Source organism: Brevundimonas sp., assembly GCF_004210735.1.
Taxonomy (GTDB): Bacteria; Pseudomonadota; Alphaproteobacteria; order Caulobacterales; family Caulobacteraceae; genus Brevundimonas.
Genome location: NZ_SDZL01000032.1, coordinates 12,786 through 33,272, shown reverse-complemented (window position 1 = coordinate 33,272; position 20,487 = coordinate 12,786). Strand labels below are relative to the sequence as shown.

24 protein-coding genes are annotated in these 20,487 nt (G+C 68.0%); 8 read left to right on the top strand and 16 right to left on the bottom strand.

All coding sequences use genetic code 11. The features are described from left to right. On the top strand, positions 1–108 hold a 108-nt coding region (locus EON91_RS08890; protein WP_292091626.1), incomplete at its 5' end, for a hypothetical protein. A gap of 211 nt (positions 109–319) precedes the next feature. Further along, a complete protein-coding gene (locus EON91_RS08885) occupies positions 320–1,624 on the top strand; it encodes a UDP-glucose/GDP-mannose dehydrogenase family protein (protein WP_292093596.1) in 1,305 nt (434 codons plus the stop codon). A gap of 3 nt (positions 1,625–1,627) precedes the next feature. Here the strand turns inward: EON91_RS08885 and EON91_RS08880 are convergent, their stop codons facing one another. Continuing rightward, positions 1,628–1,819 (bottom strand): hypothetical protein, encoded by a 192-nt coding sequence (locus EON91_RS08880; protein WP_292093594.1) that lies wholly within the window; start codon positions 1,817–1,819, stop codon positions 1,628–1,630. 153 nt (positions 1,820–1,972) lie between these two features. Continuing rightward, positions 1,973–2,647: an OmpA family protein gene (locus tag EON91_RS08875; RefSeq protein ID WP_292093592.1), complete on the bottom strand. Its 675-nt coding sequence runs from the start codon at positions 2,645–2,647 to the stop codon at positions 1,973–1,975. A gap of 222 nt (positions 2,648–2,869) precedes the next feature. Here EON91_RS08875 and EON91_RS08870 point away from each other — a divergent pair, with 222 nt between their 5' ends. Then, positions 2,870–3,781 carry a 2-oxoglutarate and iron-dependent oxygenase domain-containing protein gene (locus tag EON91_RS08870; protein WP_292093604.1) on the top strand — a complete coding sequence of 304 codons (912 nt, stop codon included), beginning with the start codon at positions 2,870–2,872 and terminating at the stop codon, positions 3,779–3,781. A gap of 44 nt (positions 3,782–3,825) precedes the next feature. On the opposite strand, the gene EON91_RS08865 is transcribed toward EON91_RS08870, so the two are convergent. From EON91_RS08865 to EON91_RS08830, 8 genes are all read right to left on the bottom strand, one after another. After that, positions 3,826–5,454, bottom strand: coding sequence for a VWA domain-containing protein (locus EON91_RS08865; protein WP_292093589.1), 1,629 nt, complete (start codon positions 5,452–5,454; stop codon positions 3,826–3,828). A 149-nt stretch (positions 5,455–5,603) separates the two neighbouring features. Then, positions 5,604–7,442, bottom strand: coding sequence for a M2 family metallopeptidase (locus EON91_RS08860; RefSeq protein ID WP_292093587.1), 1,839 nt, complete (start codon positions 7,440–7,442; stop codon positions 5,604–5,606). Positions 7,443–7,523: 81 nt separating this feature from the next. After that, a complete protein-coding gene (gene mtgA, locus EON91_RS08855; protein ID WP_292093585.1) occupies positions 7,524–8,228 on the bottom strand; it encodes a monofunctional biosynthetic peptidoglycan transglycosylase in 705 nt (234 codons plus the stop codon). Between the two features lie 67 nt (positions 8,229–8,295). Beyond that, complete coding sequence (locus tag EON91_RS08850) at positions 8,296–9,258, bottom strand: WD40 repeat domain-containing protein (protein WP_292093583.1); 963 nt, start codon at positions 9,256–9,258, stop codon at positions 8,296–8,298. 52 nt (positions 9,259–9,310) lie between these two features. Next, entirely contained in the window at positions 9,311–9,517 is a 207-nt protein-coding gene (locus EON91_RS08845; protein ID WP_292093581.1) for a DUF2093 domain-containing protein, read from the bottom strand. Beyond that, positions 9,514–10,596, bottom strand: coding sequence for a GTP-binding protein (locus EON91_RS08840; protein ID WP_292093580.1), 1,083 nt, complete (start codon positions 10,594–10,596; stop codon positions 9,514–9,516). Before EON91_RS08840 ends, EON91_RS08845 begins: the two co-directional genes overlap by 4 nt. 41 nt (positions 10,597–10,637) lie before the next feature. Then, positions 10,638–11,588: a cation diffusion facilitator family transporter gene (locus EON91_RS08835; RefSeq protein ID WP_292093577.1), complete on the bottom strand. Its 951-nt coding sequence runs from the start codon at positions 11,586–11,588 to the stop codon at positions 10,638–10,640. A gap of 9 nt (positions 11,589–11,597) precedes the next feature. Then, positions 11,598–12,257 (bottom strand): hypothetical protein, encoded by a 660-nt coding sequence (locus EON91_RS08830; protein ID WP_292093575.1) that lies wholly within the window; start codon positions 12,255–12,257, stop codon positions 11,598–11,600. Positions 12,258–12,529: 272 nt separating this feature from the next. Between EON91_RS08830 and rplU the strand changes: the two genes are divergently transcribed. From rplU to EON91_RS08815, 3 genes are all read left to right on the top strand, one after another. Continuing rightward, positions 12,530–13,024, top strand: a complete 495-nt coding sequence (rplU, locus tag EON91_RS08825) for a 50S ribosomal protein L21 (RefSeq protein WP_292093573.1) — start codon at positions 12,530–12,532, stop codon at positions 13,022–13,024. Between the two features lie 95 nt (positions 13,025–13,119). Then, positions 13,120–13,404, top strand: coding sequence for a 50S ribosomal protein L27 (gene rpmA / locus EON91_RS08820; RefSeq protein ID WP_292093571.1), 285 nt, complete (start codon positions 13,120–13,122; stop codon positions 13,402–13,404). A gap of 170 nt (positions 13,405–13,574) precedes the next feature. Continuing rightward, positions 13,575–14,108 carry a GNAT family N-acetyltransferase gene (locus tag EON91_RS08815; protein ID WP_292093568.1) on the top strand — a complete coding sequence of 178 codons (534 nt, stop codon included), beginning with the start codon at positions 13,575–13,577 and terminating at the stop codon, positions 14,106–14,108. 218 nt (positions 14,109–14,326) lie between these two features. On the opposite strand, the gene EON91_RS08810 is transcribed toward EON91_RS08815, so the two are convergent. The 3 genes from EON91_RS08810 to EON91_RS08800 all read right to left on the bottom strand — a co-directional run bounded on the left by EON91_RS08810 (position 14,327) and on the right by EON91_RS08800 (position 15,708). Beyond that, complete coding sequence (locus EON91_RS08810; RefSeq protein WP_292093567.1) at positions 14,327–14,521, bottom strand: hypothetical protein; 195 nt, start codon at positions 14,519–14,521, stop codon at positions 14,327–14,329. Between the two features lie 102 nt (positions 14,522–14,623). Beyond that, the gene (locus EON91_RS08805) at positions 14,624–15,097 is read right to left on the bottom strand and encodes a BA14K family protein (protein ID WP_292093564.1); all 474 of its coding nucleotides are present in this window, start codon (positions 15,095–15,097) and stop codon (positions 14,624–14,626) included. Between the two features lie 95 nt (positions 15,098–15,192). Continuing rightward, positions 15,193–15,708, bottom strand: a complete 516-nt coding sequence (locus tag EON91_RS08800) for a hypothetical protein (RefSeq protein ID WP_292093563.1) — start codon at positions 15,706–15,708, stop codon at positions 15,193–15,195. Between the two features lie 178 nt (positions 15,709–15,886). On the opposite strand from EON91_RS08800, the gene EON91_RS08795 reads away from it, so the two are divergent. Further along, positions 15,887–17,089 (top strand): threonine ammonia-lyase, encoded by a 1,203-nt coding sequence (locus EON91_RS08795; protein ID WP_292093560.1) that lies wholly within the window; start codon positions 15,887–15,889, stop codon positions 17,087–17,089. Positions 17,090–17,114: 25 nt separating this feature from the next. After that, positions 17,115–17,621, top strand: coding sequence for an FKBP-type peptidyl-prolyl cis-trans isomerase (locus EON91_RS08790; protein ID WP_292093558.1), 507 nt, complete (start codon positions 17,115–17,117; stop codon positions 17,619–17,621). Here the strand turns inward: EON91_RS08790 and queG are convergent, their stop codons facing one another. Genes queG through EON91_RS08775 form a run of 3 tightly spaced genes read right to left on the bottom strand, consistent with a single transcriptional unit; the run spans position 17,622 to position 20,407 of the window. Continuing rightward, positions 17,622–18,653 (bottom strand): tRNA epoxyqueuosine(34) reductase QueG, encoded by a 1,032-nt coding sequence (gene queG, locus EON91_RS08785; RefSeq protein WP_292093556.1) that lies wholly within the window; start codon positions 18,651–18,653, stop codon positions 17,622–17,624. Between the two features lie 24 nt (positions 18,654–18,677). Then, the gene (locus EON91_RS08780; protein WP_292093602.1) at positions 18,678–19,364 is read right to left on the bottom strand and encodes a glutathione S-transferase family protein; all 687 of its coding nucleotides are present in this window, start codon (positions 19,362–19,364) and stop codon (positions 18,678–18,680) included. A gap of 59 nt (positions 19,365–19,423) precedes the next feature. Beyond that, the gene (locus EON91_RS08775; protein ID WP_292093553.1) at positions 19,424–20,407 is read right to left on the bottom strand and encodes a cation diffusion facilitator family transporter; all 984 of its coding nucleotides are present in this window, start codon (positions 20,405–20,407) and stop codon (positions 19,424–19,426) included. Between the last annotated feature and the right edge of the window lie 80 nt (positions 20,408–20,487).

Genomic DNA, 20,487 nt, shown 5'->3' with positions numbered 1-20,487 from the left:
GGCGTGATCTCGCTGGACGGCAAGGGCGAAACCGCCCCGGCCAAGGCCACCGGCGACGGCGTGCGCGAGCCGCTGAACCGCCGCGCCACCATCGACATCAACTTCTAAGACCCTGCGGGGCAGGGGACCGGATTCGTCCGGTCCCCCAACCTGCGGACCATATAGAAGCGTCGATGACCATGCTTGCCGCCGGCCTCCAAAAGGGGCCGGCGGTTTGCGTTTCAGGCCTACGCCGCGCTCAGGGTGTGACCCTGCCGCTCTGGTCAAAGCCGGGGCGGGCGACTAAGTCGCAAGGCCTGAACGGGGGAGTGTGTCTGCAATGCGCGTAGCGATGATAGGGACCGGCTACGTCGGTCTGGTTTCCGGGGCCTGTTTCGCCGATTTCGGTCACGTCGTGACCTGTGTCGACAAGGACGTCTCCAAGATCGAGCGCCTGCACAAGGGCGAAATCCCCATATTCGAGCCTGGGCTCGAGGACCTGGTCGCGACCAATGTGCGCGACGGCCGACTGTCCTTCTCGCTGGACGGCGCCGAGGCCATTCGAGCGGCCGACGCCGTCTTCATCGCCGTGGGCACGCCGTCGCGACGCGGCGACGGCCATGCCGACCTGTCCTATGTCTATGCCGCCGCCGAAGAGATCGCTGACCTGATCGACGGCTTCACCGTCATCGTCACCAAGTCGACCGTGCCGGTCGGCACCGGCGACGAGATCGAACGCATCATCCGCGAACGCCGCCCGGACGCCCAGTTCGCGGTCGTCTCCAATCCCGAGTTCCTGCGCGAAGGCGCCGCCATCGGCGACTTCAAGCGGCCCGACCGCGTCGTGGTCGGCACGGAGGACGAGCGCGCGCGCGCCGTCATGACCGAACTGTACCGCCCGCTGAACCTGAACGAGACGCCGATCCTGTTCACCGGCCGCCGCACATCGGAACTGATCAAATATGCAGCCAACGCCTTCCTGGCGATGAAGATCACCTTCATCAACGAGATGGCGGACCTGTGCGAGGCCCTGGGCGCAGACGTCCAGCAGGTCGCGCGTGGCATCGGTCTGGACAACCGGATCGGCTCGAAATTCCTGCATGCGGGCCCCGGGTACGGCGGCTCCTGCTTCCCCAAGGACACGCTGGCTCTGGTGCGTACGGCCACGGACGCCGGCAGCCCGGTGCGACTGATCGAGACGACTGTCGCCGTCAATGACGCGCGCAAGAAGGCCATGGCCGACCGTGTGGCCCAGGCGCTGGGCGGCGACCTGAAGGGCAAGACGATCGGTCTGCTGGGCCTGACCTTCAAGCCCAACACCGACGACATGCGCGATGCGCCGTCGCTGGATGTGGCGCCGGCCCTGCTGGCCGCCGGCGCGATCGTCCAGGCCTTCGATCCCGAGGGCATGGCCGAAGCGAAGCATCTGCTGCCGGGCGTCGATTTCCGCACCGGCCCGTATGAGGCCATTGAGGGCGCGGACGCGGTCGTTATCCTGACCGAATGGGATCAGTTCCGGGCGCTGGACCTGGATCGCGCCAAGCTGCTGATGCGTCAGCCGGTGCTGGTGGACCTGCGCAACGTCTATCGTTCTGACGACATGCGCGCGCGGGGCTTCCGTTACAGCTCGATCGGTCGCGCCTAGAGCCTAGCGCGCCGAAACGGCCACGAGTGAGGCCGACGACTGGCCTTGCGGGGCGGTCGTCGGTCGTTCAATGAAGGTCTGGCCGACGCCGATGACCGTCAGGGCGACGACCACGGCCGAGGCGACGGCGATGGCGGTCAGACGCACGCCGCGCGCCACATCATCCTGAAACAGATCGTGCTGATCGTCCTGCATGCTCGCCCCCGACCCGGCGTGAGTCGCAAGCCACAGGGAGCATGGCGGCGCGCCAACCGCAAGTCGCGGAACGCCGTCCGTCAAACCTTCAGGCGGTAAAAAAGGGGGCGGCCCGCGCGGGACCACCCCCTTCTTCGACTTCAAGCGTCTGGATCAGCCCTGGAACGGGCGGATCAGGATTTCGACGCGGCGGTTCTGGGCCTTGCCCTGGGCCGTGTCGTTGCTGGCGATCGGGTTACGCGCACTGTTGCCGGCCACATACAGCCGCTCGCGCATCACGCCCTTCTGGATCAGATAGCCGGCCACCGACGAAGCCCGGCGCTCCGACAGCGGCTGGTTGATCGCGTCGCCGCCGGAGGAGTCGGTGTGGCCGACGACATCGACCAGCGACCGGTCATACTCGTTCAGCACCCGGGCCACGTCATCCAGCACCGACAGGAAGCGGGTGTCGATGGTCGACTGGTTGGTGGCGAAGGTGACGTCCGACGGCATGCGCAGGACCAGGTTATCGCCCTGACGCGCCACGCCGACGCCGGTGCCGGACAGTTCGGCCTCCAGCGCGCGTTGCTGGCGGTCCATGTACTGGCCCACGCCCGCCCCGGCCAGGGCGCCGACGCCCGCGCCGATCAGCGCGTTCTTGCGGCCCTGTTCGCCGTTCGAGGTGTTGGTCAGATAGCCCAGCAGCGCGCCACCCAGGGCGCCGGCGATAGCGCCGGTGCCGGTGTTGTTGCGGACCGGGCCCGAGCGGTACGGGTCAGTGGTGGTGCAGGCGGCGCCGCCCAGAAGGACGGCGATACTGGCGCTGGCGAGCAGGATCTTGGCGCGCATGATGTCATGTTCCTCAGTGAAGTTGACGCTGAAACGTAACGCATATGGTGAAGGTTCCAAGCTGACCGTTGCATGAACGAAAATGGCGCTTGCCGCCGCCGATCTGCCAATTTGCCGGGATAGGGCGTATGGACATCGCCCCGCTTCCACGCCCGTTCAACGAAAGCCCGAACCGTGAGCTCGACCCAGACCGCCCCGACCCGCGCCATCCAGCCTGTCTCGATGACCCTCTATGACCGGGATTTCGACGGCTTCAGCCAGGCTCTGGGCGACTCGTTCAAACGCTATGGTTTCGCCGTCGTGGCCGATCACGGCCTGGACGCGCGGATCATCGACAGCGCCGTGGACGACGCCAAGGCCTTCTTCGCCCTGCCGGAAGAGACCAAGCGCCAGTATCACGTGCCGGGCACCGGGGGCGCGCGCGGCCTGACCCCGTTCGGCGTCGAGGCGGCCAAGGACGCCAAGGCGGTGGATCTCAAGGAATTCTGGCACGTCGGCCGCGAACTGCCGGAAGGCCATCCCTATCGCCAGTACATGCGCGACAATCTTTGGCCGACCGAGGTTCCGGGCTTCCGTCAGCACCTGTACGGCATGTTCGAGGCGATGGACGCCCTGGGCGCCAGGCTGCTGCGCGCCATCGCCCACTATCTGAAGCTGGGCGACGACTTTTTTGCGGACAAGGTCCAGCTGGGCAACAGCGTCCTGCGCATGCTGCATTATCCGCCCGTTCCGGCCGACGCGCCGGGTGTCCGCGCCGGCGCGCATGAGGACATCAACGTCATCACCCTGCTGCTGGGCGCTGAAGAGGCGGGGCTGCAGCTCAAGGACGCGGACGGCGAGTGGCTGGACATCGCGCCGCCGCCGGGCGCCCTGGTGGTCAATATCGGCGACATGCTGCAACGGCTGACCAACCACGTCCTGCCGTCGACGACGCACCGGGTGGTCAATCCGGCGCCCGAGCGTCGCGGCTTCGCCCGCTATTCGACGCCCTTCTTCCTGCACTTCAATCCGGATTTCCCGATCGAGACCCTGCCGTCGATGGTCACGCCCGACAATCCGGATCGCTACGCCGGTCGCGGCATCCTGGCCGAGGACTATCTGACGGAACGCCTGCGCGAAATCCGCCTGCTGTGATCGCAGCATGATGAGGCCCTGCTCCGGGGGCCTCACGCCCGGTCCTAGCGCGAGATCCGCAGGTTCTCGATGGCGCCGGCGATCCGGTCGAACGCGGCCCCAATGTCGCCGGCGGCGGTAACGTTGAAATAGTTCTCGGCCTGGGTCGCGCAGCCGCGCAGCAGTTCCTGCGTCCGCGGATCGACCTGCACGCCCACCGAATAGACGATGATGTTCTGGGTGCGGATGTTCGTGCACAGCTCGGCCAGCTTGTCGTCCATGGCGTTGCGCCGCTGGGTCGCGGACGATGAGGCGTTGAAGCCGTACCGCGCCTGATAGGCCATGCCGACCCCGGTCATGTTGGAGCCCGCTGGATTGTTGGCGACGTTGTTCACGTTCTCGCCGTCAGTCATCAGGATGATGATCTTCTGCAGTCGTTCGCTGCCATAGGCGCGCCCATCACCGAAGGGCAGGTTGGGGGACACCGCGTGCCAGCCCCACATCAGGCCCATGGGCACATTGGTGGTTCCTACCGCCACCATTCGATCCACGGCGCTCGTGAGCGTGGAATACTGATCCGTCAGTCGAATGACCGGCTCCAGACTGCAGCCCCGATTGGGGCCTTTGTCGTCCTTAAGATTCGGGGTGGACTCACCGTATTTCGCGACGCGCTTGAGGCGATCCCAATAGGCTTTCGTGCGAGCCGACGAACTGGAGAAGGCCTTGGAGCTCCCCGCCATGCCATCGGCAAGATAGTTGTTGCTGGTGGCGTAATTCCGCCAGGCGTTGTCGTTGTTGTAAGCGTCGCGATCCGGATCATCGGGGGCGAACTGGGGCACGAACATCGTGGCTTGGTTGGCGGACGACGGCGTTGTGTCCCTGACGCTGTGTGGATAGGCGCGACTTTCGACACAGCCCTTCCAGCCTATGCCCATGCGCTGCAACAGCGTGAAGCGGCCTTCGCCACTGTCGAACAGGCCGGTCGAACCGGTAGCCCCGGTGTGGTCGTTCGCATTGCTGAGCCACGCGGGTCGCCGGCTATCCGAGGCGCCGTCGTTTGCGCTCAGGCCCGGCGAAATCCGGACGGTCTCGGAAAAGGGCACCAGCGCGATGCGCACGGCGTCTTCCTCGACGCTGCGGGCGTCGGCGGCCGCCAGCCGGGTGATCAGGTCCTTGGCCGCCTTCTTGGTGTTCGTCAGCTTGGCGCCTTCCATCGAACCGGTGTTGTCCAGCACCAGGGCGACCTCGATCCGGTTGTTCGAGCGGAACACCTCGGAGGTCGAGGCGACGGGGATCTTGTCGTCCATCACCTGGCCATAGGGCGGCAGGACGATGTTGGCGACCAGGGTCTTCACCTTGACCTTGGCCGAGCCGACCACCACGCCCTGGTTGTTCAGGACAAAGGTGGCCTCATTGTCGAACTCGATCTGGGGCACCTGCTGCAGGTTGGCCTTCAGCGCCGCCAGCCCGACCTTGGTGATGTTCTCGTTGTCGGTGAAGTTCGAGCGGGCGGCCGCCAGGGTCGCGGCGTCCAGCGCGTCCTGCAGGTGGGCGCGCACCGTATAGATGCGGTTCACATCGACGCCGCCCAGGCCGACCATCATCACCGCGGGCATGCTGAGGGCGAACAGCATGGCGACATTGCCCTGTCGCGCGCGCAGGAAACGCCGTGCGAAACCGAGACCCAGACCCATGTGCGCCGCTCCCCTGTCGCGCCTCGGGGGATGGCGTGACCTTCAACCGGCGATCATGCCGCGTCAGGGTTAAGGGAAGCGCTACCGTCAAAGGTTAACGCCGGCGAAGCGAGGGGCTTCGCCGGCGTCAGGTCGTCAGGCGTAACCGGTCACCAGCCGCAGGGCTTGCCGCGGTTCTGTTCGGTCAGCCAGGCGTTCAGCGGGGCGAAATAGTCCGCCACCGCCGAGGCGTCGGTCGTGGTCTCGCCGGTGAAGGCGGCCAGCGCCTCGGGCCAAGGCTTGGACTGGCCCATCTCCATCATGGCGTTGAAGCGGGCGCCGACGTCCTTGTTCCCATAGATCGAGCAGCGGTGCAGCGGCCCGGTCCAGCCCGCCTGCTTGCAGGCCGCGCGGTGGAACTGGAACTGGTAGATGTGGGCCAGGAAGTAGCGGGTGTACGGCGTGTTGCCCGGCACATGGTATTTGGCGCCCGCGTCGAAGGCGTTGTCCGGGCGCGGTCCCGGCGGAACCAGACCCTGATATTTCAGCATGTCGGCGGTCCAGGCGGCGTTGTACTGGTCCGGCGCGGTCTTGCCGCTGAACACGTCCCAGCGCCAGCGGTCGACCATCAAGCCGAACGGCAGGAAGGCGATCTTGTCCAGCGCCATCTTCAACAGGAACGGAATGTCCTCTTCCGCGCCGGGCACGGTCTCGAGCAGGCCGATCTGGTTCAGATAGGTCGGCGTCAGGGCCGACAGGCCGATGAAGTCGCCGATCGCCTCGTGGAAGCCGTCGTTCGCCCCGTTCCGGAACAGGTGCGGCTGATCCTTGTAGGCGCGCTGATAGTAGTTGTGACCCAGCTCGTGGTGCACGGTGTAGAAGTCGTCGGCGTTCACCTGGGTGCACATCTTGATGCGGATGTCGTCGGCGCCGTCCAGGTCCCAGGCCGAGGCGTGGCAGACCACCTCGCGGTCGCGCGGCCGGGTGATCTGGCTGCGTTCCCAGAAGGTTTCGGGCAGGGCGGCCAGACCCATCGAGGTATAGAAGCCCTCGCCGGTCTTCACCATTTTCGTGGCGTCATAGTTGGCGCGGGTCAGCAGCTGCGTCAGGTCATAGCCGCCCGTGGTGGCGGCCTTGGGCGCCACCACATCATAGATGTTGCCCCACTGCTGGGACCACATATTGCCCAGCAGGTCGGCGCGGATCGGGCCCGTGTCGGGCTGGACCGCGTCGCCGTATTTCTCGTTCAGCCGCCCGCGCACATAGCAGTGCAGGTTCTCGTAGAAGGGCTTCACCTGGCTCCACACGCGATCGGTGTCGGCCGCAAAGGCGTCGGGCGCCATGTCATAGCCGGCGCGCCACATGGCCCCGGTGTCGGCGAAGCCCAGCTCGCGGCTGCCCTCGTTGGCGATCTGGACCATGCGGGCGTAATCGTCGCGCATGCCGGGCGAAATGGTTCGCCAACCCTCGTACAGCGCCTTGGTCTCGGCCGGATCGCGGCTGTCGGCCAGGATCTGCGACGCGTCGTCCAGAGTGATCTGCCGGCCCTTGTAGTCAAACTTGCCGGTCGCATAGGTCGAGTCCAGCCGCGTGGTGATGTCGGCCAGTTCCGCCGCCGCGCCGGGCTTGTTGGGCGCGGGCAGGACGATGCCCAGTCGCAGCAGGTCCAGTTTGCGACGCACGTCGTCCGCGACGCGCACCCGGTTGAACCGGGCCGCCTCATTGGCCAGTTTGACCTGCAACTCGGTCACCTGGGCGTTGACCCGGGATTCCAGCCACATGGTGTCGAAGGTGATGTTGGTCGCCCGCGCCCACTGTACGCGTGCGGCGTATTCCGACAGCTCCGCCAGTTGTTTCTCGGCATCGGCGACAAAGGCGGCGGCGCCCGCGGGCGTGGCGGGGAAGGCTGCGGCGGTGGCCTGGGCCCGCGGGGCGGGGGTGGTCGCGGCGGCCATGCCGGCGGCGGCCAGAATGGCGAGCGCCGCAGTGGTGGCGAACAGGCGTTTCATCGAAGGGTCTCCCGGTCTGATTTTGCCGGGATCGGACGCGCGCCTTGCCCTCGCGTCAAGCGGTCATGCGTCCAAATTGCGTCAACGCGTGACGCAGGCGGCCAGGCCTTCGCCGCGCACCGTGCCCATGGCGGCCTGGATGCGGCTGGCGCGGCGGCGGACATAGGGGCCGGGCGAGGCGGCCTTGTAGCGGCGCGGGCTGGGCAGGATGGCGGCCAGGCGCGCGGCCTCGCGGTTGGTCAGGTCCTTCGCGCTCTTGCCGTACCAATGGCGGGACGCCGCCTCGGCGCCGTACACGCCCGGCGCCCATTCGGCGACGTTCAGATAGACTTCCATGATGCGGCGCTTGCCCCACACCGCCTCGATCAGGACGGTGTAGCCGGCCTCCAGCCCCTTGCGGATCCAGTCGCGGCTGGGCCACAGAAAGACGTTCTTGGCGGTCTGCTGGCTGATGGTCGAGCCGCCCCGGACCTTGCCGCCGCGCGCATTGGCGTCCAGCGCCTTTTCGATGGCTTCGACGTCGAACCCCATATGGCTGCAGAAGCGCGCATCCTCGGCCGCGATCACCCCCTCGACCAGTCGGGGCGAGATGTCGTTCAGCGAGCGCCAGCGATAGTCCATGCCATGCCCCTGCGCCGCGCGCTGGACCATTAATATGGTGGCGAACGGCGGCACGACGGCGTGAATCAACACACCGCCGATCGGCAGCATCAGCACGATCACAAACAGGATCAGCAGCGGCCGGCGCCGTTTCGGCGCGGCCGGATCAATGGTCTTCCCCGACATGTCCGCCATGTTTCCCAAGCCGCCGTCGCACGCAAGCGGCTTTGCGACCAAAGGACGCCCGAAGAGGTCAGATGTCGGCGATGCCGGCCTGGCCGTCCTCGTCCGCCCAGGCCACGCGGCGCGCGTCCGGGCTCATGGCCAGGGCGACGATGGCGGGGCCCTTTTCGGCCTTCAGGAAGTTCAGGCCCTGCGCCGCCGGATCGGCCGCCCACACCCGACCGTCATCCAGACCGGCGGCCAGCTGTCCGTGGTTTGGCCGCGCCGCGACCAAGGCGATCAGGCTGCTGTCGTCAAAGCCGATCTCGGTCGCTTCGCGCCCCATCGGTCCGTTGGATCCGATGAACGGCCACAGCACCACGCCCTGCGCGCCTGATGTCGCCAGCAGTTGCCCGTTGGACAGGAAGGCCATGGACCGGATCTTGGACGGATAGCCGCCCATCCGCATGTTCTTCTGGTCCTTCATCCGCCAGCCGTGCAGCTGCGAATCCTGCATGGTGGTGACGACAAAGGCCCCATCAGGCGAGAAGGCGACGCCGGTATGCGAGCCGGCCCATTTCATCATCGTCGGCTGCTGCTTCTCGATCCGCGCATACCACAGGGCCGCCCAGCCATAGGTCGAGGCCGCGATGCGCCGGCCCTTGGGCTCGAAGGCCACGCCCGAGACAGTGCGCTCGTGCTGGAAGTCGCGGCGGAAACCGGGATCCTTGACGTCGATCACCGACAGCGTCCGGCCGGCCGAAAAGGCGATCAGGCCCGATGTCGCCGAGGCGTCGATGGCGTCGATCCACTGACCCCTGGCCGTCGCCAGCACGACGGATTCGCCCCGGCGGCTCCACACCACCTTGCCGTCGTCCCCGCCCGTCACGACCCCGTCGCCCGATGGATGCAGGGCGGCGCACAGCACGGCGCCGTCGTGCACATCGGCCCGCTCGCCGCTCTCGAACCGCACCGAGCCGTCGCCCAGGGCGAAGATGGCGCCGGTCCCGTCAAAGACGATGGCCGTGACCTGGGCGTCGAACGTGGTGTGCATCGCTATCTATCCGCTCATCCCCGCAGAGGCGGGGTTCGGCTGCATACTAGGATCAGCGCGTCTCGCGCCAGCGCTGCGTCATCAGCTCGCCGGAGGCATAAGCTTCCTGCAGCTCGACGCTCCAGTAGTTCAGCGCCTCCAGAGGAATCGCCGCGCCCGAGACGGCGCAGCGCACATGGTCGCCGGCCTTGATGAACTCGAAGTCCGGCGTGCCGAAGCGCAGCATGGCTTCCTTCATCGGCTTGGGCGGCGGGTTCATGCAGCGCAGGCCTCGAACCCGGCGCGCAGGGCGGCCTCGTCCAGATCGCGGCCGATGAAGACGGCGCGGCTCCAGCGGCGTTCCTTGTCGCCCCACGGCTTTTGCAGGTCGCCCTCCAGGATCATGTGCACCGCCTGGAAGACCAGGCGGCGGTCCTCGCCGTCCACGTCGATGATGCCCTTGGCGCGCAGGATGTTCTGGCCTTGCTCGCCCAGCAGCTTGTCCAGCCAGGCGGTGAATTTGGCGCCGTTCAGCGGCCGGTCCAGCGACAGGGCGATGCCCTTGATGTCGTCCTCGTGCGCATGGCCGCGCGGGCCGTGATCGTGATGATCGTGAGCGTGGTCATGCCCATGGTCATGGTCGTGAGGGCCGTGGTCATGGCCGCAATGGTCGTCGTGCACGTGGCCTTCGGCGCCGTGGGGCGGGTTTACGAAGTCGGGGCGCACCTCGACGATCCGCTCCAGGTCAAAACCGTGCAGGCCCAGGATCTGGTCCAGCGGCACATTGGCGCGCTCGGCGCGGATGATCGGCGCCAGCGGGTTCAGGGCGCGCAAGCGGCTCTCGACGGCGGCCAGCTCCTCGTCCGACGCCAGGTCGACCTTGTTCAGGATGATGCGGTCCGCGAAGGCGACCTGTTCGCGGGCTTCCTTGCTGTCATCCAGCCGGGCCATCACGTGCTTGGCGTCGACCAGGGCGGTGACGCTGTCCAGCTGGGTCCTGGCCTTCACATCCTCGTCGACGAAGAAGGTCTGGGCCACCGGGCCGGGGTCGGCCAGGCCGGTCGTCTCGACGATGATGGCGTCGAAGGCGGGTTTCCCCGGCCGCTGGCGCTTCATCAGGCCCGACACGACGCGGATCAGGTCGCCGCGCACCGTGCAGCAGACGCAGCCGTTGTTCATTTCAAACACGTCCTCGTCGGCGCCGACCACCAGGTCGTTGTCGATGCCGATCTCGCCGAACTCATTGACGATGACGGCGTAACGCTTGCCGTGGTCCTCGGTCAGGATGCGGTTCAGCAGGGTGGTCTTGCCGGCGCCGAGATAGCCGGTCAGCACGGTTACGGGGGTCTTCTGGGTCATGGGGCGCTAGATGGCGGCTCGAAGTCGCGTTGGGAAGGGGTTCAGCAGGTCGGGCAGTCGGGCAGGGCCTCGGTTTCCAGCTGCAGCGTCGTGTGGGCGACGCCGAAGCGGCGGGCCACGCCCTGCGCCTCGGCCAGCAGGGCCGCCCCGTCCGGCCGGTCGTGCACCAGATGCGCCGTCAGCGCCGTGTCGGTGGTCGACAGGCCCCAGATATGCAGGTCGTGCACCGCTCCGACGCCGGGCAGGGCCAGCAACGCCGCGCGCACGGCCTCGACCTCGACCCCCGTCGGCGCGGCGTCCAGCGCCAGATTGACGGAATCCTTCAGCAATCCCCACGTCCCGATCAGGATCACCGCCACGATCCCCAGGCTGACCAGGGCGTCGATCATGCTCCAGCCGGTCAGCAGGATCACCGCCCCGGCGATGACCACGCCCAGCGACACCGCCGCGTCGGCCATCATGTGCAGATAGGCGCCGCGCACATTCAGGTCCTTGTGCTGGTCCTTCATGAACAGCAGGGCCGTGCCCAGGTTGATGACGAAGCCGATCCCCGCCACCGCCATGATGACGCCCGAGGCCACCGGCGCGGGCTCGGCCAGGCGGCGCACCGCCTCGAAGGCGATGGCTCCGCAGGCGAAGATCAGCAGCAGGGCGTTGCCCAGCGCCGCCAGCACCGTCGCCTTGCCATATCCATAGGTGCGCCGGGGACCCGCCGCGCGCCGCGCCAGCCAGGCCGCGCCGCCGGCCATGGCCAGGCCCAGCACGTCGGACAGATTGTGCCCCGCATCGGCCATCAGCGCTGCGGAATCGGCCCAGACGCCCGCCGCGAACTCGCAGGCGACAAAGGCCAGGTTGACGATCAGGCCGACGGCATAGCGCCAGTCGCCCGTATCCACCGGCCCGTGATTGTGACCGCCGAGACCGTGCGCATGACCGTGGGAATGGTCGTGATGAGGATGGTCGTGGTCGTCGTGCGCGTGGTGGTGGCCCATGGCCGGACCCTAGTGCTGGTGCGTCATGACGAGAAGCCCCAGGCCGATCAGCGCCAGGCCCAGCACGGCGCCTTCATAGCGCGCCCATCGCTCCAGCCGCAGGATCGATGCCCCGGCCCGCGCCAGGGTGGTCAGCAGCACCATCCCGGCCACCGTCCCCGCCGCGAACGACAGGGTCAGCAGAGACAGGGCCGCCAGCCCTTCTTCGGCCGTCGACAGATAGATGGGCAGCAGCACTTCGCCCGGCTGGACCGCCATGACCGCAACCAGTCCCCAGAAGGCGGCGGCGTTGGACACGGCCGGCTCGGGCGTCTCCAGCGCGGGGCCGTTGGCCGCCGCAGGGCGCATCAGCGTCGCCCGCGCCAGATAGAAGGCGCCGAAGATGAACAGCAGCGCCGCCGACAGATGCGGCAACAGGCCCTCGACCCAGCGGTTCAGCGCCAACCCGGCCATGACGATCAGTCCGCCCACGACGGCGGTCGCGGTGATATGCGCCAGCCCGGCCGTCGCCGCTGCGCCCAGCGTCCGCGCCAGCGTCCAGCGCTGCGCCCGCCCCACCAGCACGAATGGCAGCCAGTGGGTCGGCAGGGCTGCATGCAGGAAGGCAGCCGCGAATCCGCCGCCAAGCAGCGACAGCAGGACCGGTTGTTCAAGATCAGCGGGGGACATCGCCGCGCCTATAGCCTGTTACTTTGTAACGGTCGAGGCCTGTAGGCCCGGATTCTTCTGCAGAACATTCCGGTCGCCCGCGTTCCCTTCCTTGCCTGCGCACGCGAACACCGCGATATCTTGGGGCTGGCGTCCGGAATTCGCGCCTTCGCCGCCGTTTTCAGGGCGTCGTGCGTTGACTCCGGCGCCCCCATCCGTATATGTCGCCGCTCTTCGCCCGCAGGGTCCACCTGGCGGGCGCACTCTTTTTTGCGTTCAAGTCGAGGCCAACGATGTACGCGGTGATCAAAACCGGCGGCAAGCAGTACCGGGTCCAACCGGGCGACGTGATTGTCGTCGAGAAGCTCGACGGCGACGCCGGCGCTGATGTCAGCTTCGGCGACGTTCTGATGCTGGGCGGCGACAAGGGCGTGACCCTCGGCGCTCCGCTGATCGCGGGCGCTACCGTCGCTGCAACTCTGATCGAAACCCGCAAGGGCGAGAAGATCAAGATCTTCAAGAAGATCCGTCGTCAGGGCTATCGCCGCACGAACGGCCATCGTCAGATGGAAACGGTCCTGCGCATCACCGGCATCGAAGGCGCTGGCGAGAAGGCCAAGTGGGACGGCACGGTCGGCTTGATGACCAAGCTGGAAATGAACGCCCGCGCCCGGGGCCTGGCTCCCCGTGTGGAAGCCGCCGAGGACGCCCCCAAGGCCGCCGCCAAGAAGGCTCCGACCAAGAAGGCTCCGGCCAAGACCGAAACCGCTTCGGCCGACGAAGCCTAAGTATTCACCGGCGCTGTCGCAGCGCCCAGCAGGACTAGGGTCGCGCTCAAGTAGCCCGCAAGGGCGATAGCGCACCAAGGAAGAGGAGCAGACCTATGGCTCACAAGAAATCCGGTGGTTCGTCGCGTAACGGTCGCGACTCCGAGTCGAAGCGCCTCGGCGTGAAGAAGTTCGGCGGCGAGCGCGTGCTGGCCGGCAACATCCTCGTGCGTCAGCGCGGCACCACCTTCCACCCGGGCGACAACGTCGGCCTGGGCCGCGACCACACCCTGTTCGCCACCGCGAACGGCTCGGTAAAATTCACCACCAAGCGTGGCGGTCGTTGTTACGTGTCGATTCTTGCGGCCAATGACGACGCTCAAGCCATGGCCGCCGAGTAAGCGCGAACGGAACACCTCCCGGATCGCGCAGGCTCGAAGAAGCCGCGATCCGGACCAGGGAAATATTTCCGCGGGGAGTCTGGGTCACCAGGCTCCTCGTTTGCGTTTCCCCGCCTCGAAGCCGCCCGAGCCCTGATCAAAGGACGGCGTGCGAAACCGGAGGCGTCGCCATGTGCGTCATCGAAACCTCTCCTGTCGTCGAGACGCGGCGCCTGCGGCTGCGCGCGCCCGGCGCCCAGGACATCAGCCGCCTGGCCGGCCTGGCCAACGATCAGGGCATCGCCGCCCAGACCCAGCGCATGCCGCACCCCTTCGGTCATGCCGAGGCCGAGGATTTCGTGGTGCGGGTCGCGGCCCAGGACCCGCGTCGCGGCTCGACCTTCCTGATCGACCACGAAGACCACGGCGTGGTCGGCGTCATCGGTCTGTTCGAGCACCAGGATCTGGCGCCCGAGGTCGGCTACTGGATCGGCCGTCCCTTCTGGGGCCGCGGCTATGCGACCGAGGCGCTGGAGGGGGCCATGGTCTGGGCCAGCCGCCAGTGGCGTCGCCGCGCCTTGGTCTCGGGCCATTTCGCCGACAACCCCGCCTCGGGCCGCGTGCTGGAAAAGGCCGGCTTTCTGTACACGGGCGAAACGCGGCGCACCTTCAGCCAGGCGCGCGGCGCGCTGGTCGACACGCGGATGATGGTCTGGCTGGCCTGAGCCGGGCTTTCGGCGCCGGCTCGATCGGATCGGCTAACGGCGCCGGTGCAGGCGACGAGCGGCCCGGCCGGCTGGACGAGGCGATTTCATATGCGCCCCGGCAGCCGCGCTATACTGCGCGCAAAGGGGCGTCGATGGCGGTGGCCGGCAGTCTGGAACGGGATTGCACTGTTGCACTGAACTGCACTGTTTTTTTCGGCGGACAGTGCAGTGCAATTCTAGCCGAAGACGGTCGGCCCCAGGGCCACGGCCGTGGCGACCGCGCCGGCGATCAGGGCGACGACAGCGCCTGCGGCGAAGGCCAGCGCGGTGCGCGCCTTGCGGCGACGGATGCCGCCCGGCTTGAAAGACCGGACCATGACGGACGGCCGGGTGTCAAAAGCCTCGGATCCGACGATATTATGTTGGGACATCAACGCGCTCCCCGACTGACAATGTCCCGACTTGGGACCCGTCGCCAGAAAGCGGGCTGTTAAGGCCAAAGGATGGCGACCGACGTTCGTCGGCGCCCTTACTCAGCCGCAGTAGATCACGCGTCCGTCATAGGTGCGATAATAGCCGCTGACGGGGTCATAGGAGCGGTAGCTGGCGCGGCACCAGTCGATCCGCCGAGCGTCGCGGCCGCCCTGGCTCCAGCCGCTCTGCTGATAACCGCCGCCGGGATAGACCAGATCCGGTCGGCCATAGGCGCCGCGCCAGGCGTCGGCCTGTCCCTGCGGATACGAACGCCACCCGCGATAGTCGCGATCGCCCCGGCCGTAGGGCTGGACGTAGCTGGAATAGCGCCTCTGGTCCCGCCAACGGGCGTCGCAGTCCGACCGATTGGCGTCCCAATAGGCGTCGCAGCGATAGTCGCCGGGTCGATCGTACTGGAATCGGGTGTCCCAGCCATAGCTGCGATGCTGCGGGGCCCAGCCCTGGGCGGCCGCGGGCGTGACGGCGGTCGAGGCCAGGGCGGCGGTCGCCAGGGCAAGTATCAGCGGACGCATGGTTAATTCTCCAGGGCGGCCGTCGGGCCGGGCGGTCAGGGCACTCCACGCTTACTGGAACAGTCAGGCCGGACGTCGCCGCCCGGCCTGAAGACTTACAGGGTGACGTCGACAGCGCGGCCGCCGCGGGTCTCGACCCGGCGCATCAGGGCGACAGGATCGCCGCCCGCGCTGACCGGCACGATAATGAACCAGCCGCCGTCGGGCAGGCCGGAGAAGCTGAAACGATTGTTCTCGCAAGGAGCCGAGCGGACGTACGAGCGATAGTCCGCCCCGGCGTCGGCCACAGTCCGCGCCCGCACCACGGCGGCGGGAACCGCCGCGCGATCCGTCGAACCGTACAGGGTCTGGAACCGGGCGCGGGTATAGGGGGTGTCCGGCGTCAGCCCGGCCGAGCCCGTGCAGCGATAGGCCTGTCCGTCCTGGCGATATTCGACGCGGGCGTTGATCGACGACTGACCCGCCCGGGCCGACCAGTCGAAGTCCTGGGCCTGGAAGGCGCCGGAGGGCGGCGGCAGGGCGCCGGGCCCGGTCGGAGCCGTGGCGCAGGCTGCGGTCAGCGCCGCCAGTGCGGCGACGGCGAGGATCGAACGCGAACGGGACGCGGTCATGGGGGACTCCGTACGGACAGAAGCCGGGGACGCTTCGAGGCCCATCAGCCCTAACGCCCCTCCCAAGGTCAAGGTTGCGCGCGCTCAACTTGCGACGACCCGGTTGCGACCGTTGAGCGCGGGCGCCACAAGGCAGGCAAGACCGGGGGAAAGCTCCGGCCAGGAATCCCGGGACCCCATGACCGTCACCTTCGAGGACATCAAGGCCGCGCAGGCCCGTATCGCCGGACAGGTGGACCGCACGCCGGTGCGCCATTCGCGCCGCCTGTCGCAACTGACCGGCGCCGATATCTGGATCAAATACGACAATCTGCATTTCACCGGCAGTTTCAAGGAGCGCGGCGCCCTGAACCGGCTGCTCCAGCTGACGCCGGAGGAGCGTCGGCGCGGCGTCGTCGCCGCCTCGGCTGGCAATCACGCCCAGGCGCTGGCCTATCATGGGGGTCGGCTGGGCGTGCCGGTGACCATCGTCATGCCCGAGGGCACGCCCTTTGTTAAGGCGGACGGCACCCGCGCCCACGGGGCTACGGTGGTGATCCACGGCCTCGACTTCTCCGCCTCGACCGAGGAGGCGAAGCGTCTGGAGCGCGAGCACGGCTATGTCTTCGTCTCGGCCTTCGACGATGAGGGAATCGTGGCGGGCCAGGGCGTCTGCGCGATCGAGTTTCTGGAGGACGCGCCGGACCTCGACGCCCTGATCATCCCCATCGGCGGCGGCGGCCTGATCGCCGGCTGCTCGATCGCGGCCAAGGCGATGAAGCCCGATATCAAGATCTTCGGCGTCGAAGCCGCCCGCTATCCGTCCTTCACCGCCCGGCGGGGGGGCGAACCGGCCAAATGCACCGGCCAGACCATCGCCGAGGGCATCGCCATCAAGGCCGTGGGCGAAATCCCCTTCGCCCTGGCCGATCCGTTGGTGGACGAGGTCTTCGTCTGCGAGGAGGCCGATTTCGAAAAGGGCGTGGCCCTGCTGGCGACGCTGGAGAAGACGGTGGCCGAGGGCGCCGGCGCCGGTGGGCTGGCCGCGATTCTGGCCCAACCCGACCGCTTCAAGGGGATGAAGATCGGCATCGAACTGACCGGCGGCAACATCGACGCCCGGATGCTGGCGGTGGTCCTGAACCGGGAAATGGTTCGCGAGAAGCGGCTGATCGTCTATCGCATCCTGGGCGACGACCGGCCGGGGATGCTGTCGGCCATGGCGGCCGTGATCGGCGGCCTGGGCGGCAACATCATCGACGTCGTGCACAACCGGCTGGCGCTGGACGTGCCGGCCAAGGGCGCGGAATTCGACATCATGGTCGAGACGCGCGACGCAAAACACGCCGACGAGATCGGCCAGGCCTTGAAGGACCGTGGATATGAACTTCGCATGGGTTAGGGGCGCGGCCCGAAAAACAGTCCTGATGACGGGGTTGGCCGCGACGCTGACGCTGGCCGCCTGCGGCCGTTCGGACTCGCCGCCGGCCAATACCGAGGAAGCGGCCAGGGCGGCCAAGGCCTTCCTGGACAAGAACGCCAGGGCCGAGGGCGTCCAGACGTTGCCGTCGGGCCTGCAATACAAGGTCGTCGCCTCCGGTCCCGCCGGTTCGCCCAGCCCCGACCGCAACGATCTGGTCCGCGTCGACTACGAAGGCTCGCTGATCGACGGGACGGTGTTCGACAGCTCGTTCGAGCGCGGCGCCCCGGCCGTCTTCTCCCCCGAGGGCGTGGTGCCCGGCTGGACCGAGGCTTTGCAGGCCATGAAGGTCGGCGACGAATGGCTGCTCTATGTCCCGCCCGAGCTGGGCTATGGCGAAGAAGGCTCGCCGCCCCGGATCCCCGGCAATTCGGTTCTGGTCTTCCGCCTCAGGCTGCTGGACATGGCGCCCGTGCCGGGCGGCGGCCGGGGTGTGGGTCAAGCGACGGGCTGACTACGTCAGCCGCCCCACCGCCCAACGCGCCGCGTCGGCCACCACCGGGTTCGGATCGTCCACCAGCGCCTGGGCCGCGGCGATCAACGCGGCGTCGCCCGAGTTGCCGATGGCGTACAGCACATTGCGCACGAAGCGGTCGCGGCCGATCCGCTTGATGGCGGTCTTGGCGAACAGGGCGCGGAAGGCGGCGTCGTCCAGCGCCGCCAGATCGGCCAGTCGGGGCGCGGTCAGGGCGTCGCGCGCCTGCAGCCGCCCCTCGTGCGTCGCCGCCGCGAACTTGTTCCACGGACAGACCGCCAGACAGTCGTCGCAGCCATAGATGCGACTGCCGGTCGCCGTGCGGAACTCCTCGGGCCACGGCCCGGCGAACTCGATGGTCAGGTATGACAGGCACCGCCGCGCATCCAGCTGGAACGGCGCGGGAAACGCCTTGGTCGGGCAGATGTCCAGGCAGGCGGTGCAGCGCCCGCAGTGTTCGGTCTCGGCCTCGTCCGGCTCGAACGTCGCAGCGGTCAGGATCGCGCCCAGAAACAGCCAGTTGCCGTGCGTCCGGCTCAGCAGATTGGTGTGCTTGCCCTGCCAGCCGACGCCCGCGCGCTGGGCCAGCGGCTTTTCCATCAGGGGGGCGGTGTCGACGAACACCTTGACCTCCTGTCCGGTGCGGGCGGCGATCTGGCCGGCCAGCGTCTTCAGTCGACCCTTGATCAGGTCGTGATAGTCGTCGGCCCGCGCATAGCTGGCGATATAGCCTGCGGACCCGTCGGCCAGTTCCGGCAACGGATTGGTTTCGGGACCATAGTTCATCCCCAGCATGACGGCGGTGCGGGCGCCGTCCCACATGGCCGTGGGATGGGCGCGGCGCTCCAGCGTCGTCTCCATCCAGCCCATGTCGCCGTGTCGACCCTCGCCCACGAAATAGGCCAGCCGCTCGCCCGCGCTCCATGGCGCATCGGCCGAGGCGAAGCGGCAGACGTCAAAGCCGAGCTCTGACGCCTTTTTCCGGATGAAGATGCGGGGATCGGCCGCCATGGCGGTCGTCTGGACCTGTCTGGCTCAGAAATCCAGATCGGCGTAGCAGGCGGCCGCCGGAACGCCCGCGAAACGGTCCGCCAGCAGGGGCCGGAAACAGGGCCGGCATTTCAGCTTGGTGTACCAGGTCTTCAGCCCCGGCCACTGACTCCAGTTGATCTCGCCGAAATAGTCCAGCACCGACAGATGGGCGCCCGCGACCAGATCGGCCTGGCTGAGACGCCGACCGGCCAGCCAGTCGCGTCCGGTCGCCAGCGCCTCCAGCATGCCCAGATGGGCGCGCAGGGCCTCGCGTCCCTCGCGCAGCATCCGCGCCTCGGGCGGGCCCAGTCGCAGCAGGGGCTTCTCCATCCGCTCGTGCAGCAGGACGGCGTTGACCTCGTCGGTGAAGCGGCGCTCGAACCAACCGACCAGGCGGCGCGCCTCGGCCCGCTCGCCCAGATCGACCGACAGCAGGACCGGGTCCTTCGCCTGATCCTCGATCCAGCCCAGGATGGCGGGCAGTTCGCACAGGGTCAGGGGGCGTCCGCCATGGGTGGTCTGGACCACGGGCGGCATGCCGGACGGGTTCAACTCGCCCAGCGGACAGTCCGGCTCCCACGGTCGCACGACGGTCTCGCTCCAGTCGATGCGCGCTTCACCCAGCGCCAGACGTGCGGCGCGCGAGGCGGGATCAAACGGGAAATGGAACAGGACGGCGGACATGGCCAGCCCTTCATGCGCCCGCGCCCGTTAAGCGTGCGTTTACCGCGTCCCCCAGGTCGCCGGTGTCAGGACCAGGGACCGGCCGCCGGCGTGGCGGTCGTCTCCAGCCGCTCGACCGGGGCCGGCCCGTCAGCTGTCGGGGCCGTTTCGCGTGGGTCGGCGCGGCCACGCGGGTCGGCGTGGATCATGATGTCCGCATGCGGATAGGTCGCCCGGATACGCGTTTCGGCCTCCTCGACGATGGCGTGGGCGACGTCCAGCGTCAGGGTCGGCTCCAGATCAACGTGCATCTCGACGTGGATGACCGGACCGTTCATCCGGGCGCGCAGGCGATGAAGTCCGGCGATGCGGGGATCCTTCAGAACGGCGGTGGTGATGGCCACGCGGTCGGCGTCCGGCGCCGCGCGATCCAGCAACTGGTCCGAGGCCGAGCGCAATACCCCCGTCGCGCCCCAGAACAGCCAGACCGCCACCACCAGGCCCGCCGCGGCGTCCAGCCCGGGCGCCTGCAACAGCGCGCCCGAGGCGACGCCCACCAACACCACGACGTTCGAGGCCAGGTCTGCGGCGTAGTGGGCGCGGTCCCCCGCGACGGCCAGCGAGCCGCTGCGCTTCAACGCCTGCGTCTGCATCCACACCAGCCATGCGGTGACGGCGATAGAGATCACCACCACCCCCACCGCCCAATAGCCGCCGGTCACGGGCCGGGGCTCGAAGATACGCTGGATCGCCTCCCAGCCGATGAAGACGGCCGAGGCGAACACCAGCCCCGCCTGCACCAGCGTGGCCAGGGCCTCGCCCTTGCCACGGCCGTGGCGGTGATCGGCGTCCGGCGGGGCGGCGGCCCAGCGCACGGCGAAGAAGACCGCCAGCGAGGCGATCAGGTCCAGCACGGAATCCGCCAGCGACGCCAGGATGGACACCGATCCCGAGGCGCCCAGGGCGAAGGCCTTGAGCACGATCAGCACCACCGCGACCGCGACCGACAGCCGCGTCACGCTGCGGGTCGCCAGATGGGCGTCTTCCAGGGACGGAGGGGAGGTCGTCATGCCGGTCTTGTCGCCGAAAGCCGCCATCTTGCCAATGGCGCCTCTCGCCTCGGCCCGTGCGGCTGGGCTATGTGCGATCG

Excerpts from the sequence above, each read along its gene's own strand:
- EON91_RS08805 (WP_292093564.1), bottom strand. The coding sequence starts at position 15,097 with ATGCGTCCGCTGATACTTGCCCTGGCGACCGCCGCCCTGGCCTCGACC.
- EON91_RS08815 (WP_292093568.1), top strand. The coding sequence starts at position 13,575 with ATGTGCGTCATCGAAACCTCTCCTGTCGTCGAGACGCGGCGCCTGCGG.
- EON91_RS08775 (WP_292093553.1), bottom strand. The coding sequence starts at position 20,407 with ATGACGACCTCCCCTCCGTCCCTGGAAGACGCCCATCTGGCGACCCGC.
- EON91_RS08810 (WP_292093567.1), bottom strand. The coding sequence starts at position 14,521 with ATGTCCCAACATAATATCGTCGGATCCGAGGCTTTTGACACCCGGCCG.
- EON91_RS08880 (WP_292093594.1), bottom strand. The coding sequence starts at position 1,819 with ATGCAGGACGATCAGCACGATCTGTTTCAGGATGATGTGGCGCGCGGC.
- queG (WP_292093556.1), bottom strand. The coding sequence starts at position 18,653 with ATGGCGGCCGATCCCCGCATCTTCATCCGGAAAAAGGCGTCAGAGCTC.
- EON91_RS08795 (WP_292093560.1), top strand. The coding sequence starts at position 15,887 with ATGACCGTCACCTTCGAGGACATCAAGGCCGCGCAGGCCCGTATCGCC.
- EON91_RS08870 (WP_292093604.1), top strand. The coding sequence starts at position 2,870 with ATGACCCTCTATGACCGGGATTTCGACGGCTTCAGCCAGGCTCTGGGC.
- EON91_RS08790 (WP_292093558.1), top strand. The coding sequence starts at position 17,115 with ATGACGGGGTTGGCCGCGACGCTGACGCTGGCCGCCTGCGGCCGTTCG.
- EON91_RS08835 (WP_292093577.1), bottom strand. The coding sequence starts at position 11,588 with ATGGGCCACCACCACGCGCACGACGACCACGACCATCCTCATCACGAC.
- EON91_RS08860 (WP_292093587.1), bottom strand. The coding sequence starts at position 7,442 with ATGAAACGCCTGTTCGCCACCACTGCGGCGCTCGCCATTCTGGCCGCC.
- rpmA (WP_292093571.1), top strand. The coding sequence starts at position 13,120 with ATGGCTCACAAGAAATCCGGTGGTTCGTCGCGTAACGGTCGCGACTCC.
- EON91_RS08865 (WP_292093589.1), bottom strand. The coding sequence starts at position 5,454 with ATGGGTCTGGGTCTCGGTTTCGCACGGCGTTTCCTGCGCGCGCGACAG.
- EON91_RS08845 (WP_292093581.1), bottom strand. The coding sequence starts at position 9,517 with ATGAACCCGCCGCCCAAGCCGATGAAGGAAGCCATGCTGCGCTTCGGC.
- EON91_RS08830 (WP_292093575.1), bottom strand. The coding sequence starts at position 12,257 with ATGTCCCCCGCTGATCTTGAACAACCGGTCCTGCTGTCGCTGCTTGGC.
- EON91_RS08850 (WP_292093583.1), bottom strand. The coding sequence starts at position 9,258 with ATGCACACCACGTTCGACGCCCAGGTCACGGCCATCGTCTTTGACGGG.
- EON91_RS08840 (WP_292093580.1), bottom strand. The coding sequence starts at position 10,596 with ATGACCCAGAAGACCCCCGTAACCGTGCTGACCGGCTATCTCGGCGCC.
- EON91_RS08800 (WP_292093563.1), bottom strand. The coding sequence starts at position 15,708 with ATGACCGCGTCCCGTTCGCGTTCGATCCTCGCCGTCGCCGCACTGGCG.
- EON91_RS08885 (WP_292093596.1), top strand. The coding sequence starts at position 320 with ATGCGCGTAGCGATGATAGGGACCGGCTACGTCGGTCTGGTTTCCGGG.
- rplU (WP_292093573.1), top strand. The coding sequence starts at position 12,530 with ATGTACGCGGTGATCAAAACCGGCGGCAAGCAGTACCGGGTCCAACCG.
- EON91_RS08875 (WP_292093592.1), bottom strand. The coding sequence starts at position 2,647 with ATGCGCGCCAAGATCCTGCTCGCCAGCGCCAGTATCGCCGTCCTTCTG.
- mtgA (WP_292093585.1), bottom strand. The coding sequence starts at position 8,228 with ATGTCGGGGAAGACCATTGATCCGGCCGCGCCGAAACGGCGCCGGCCG.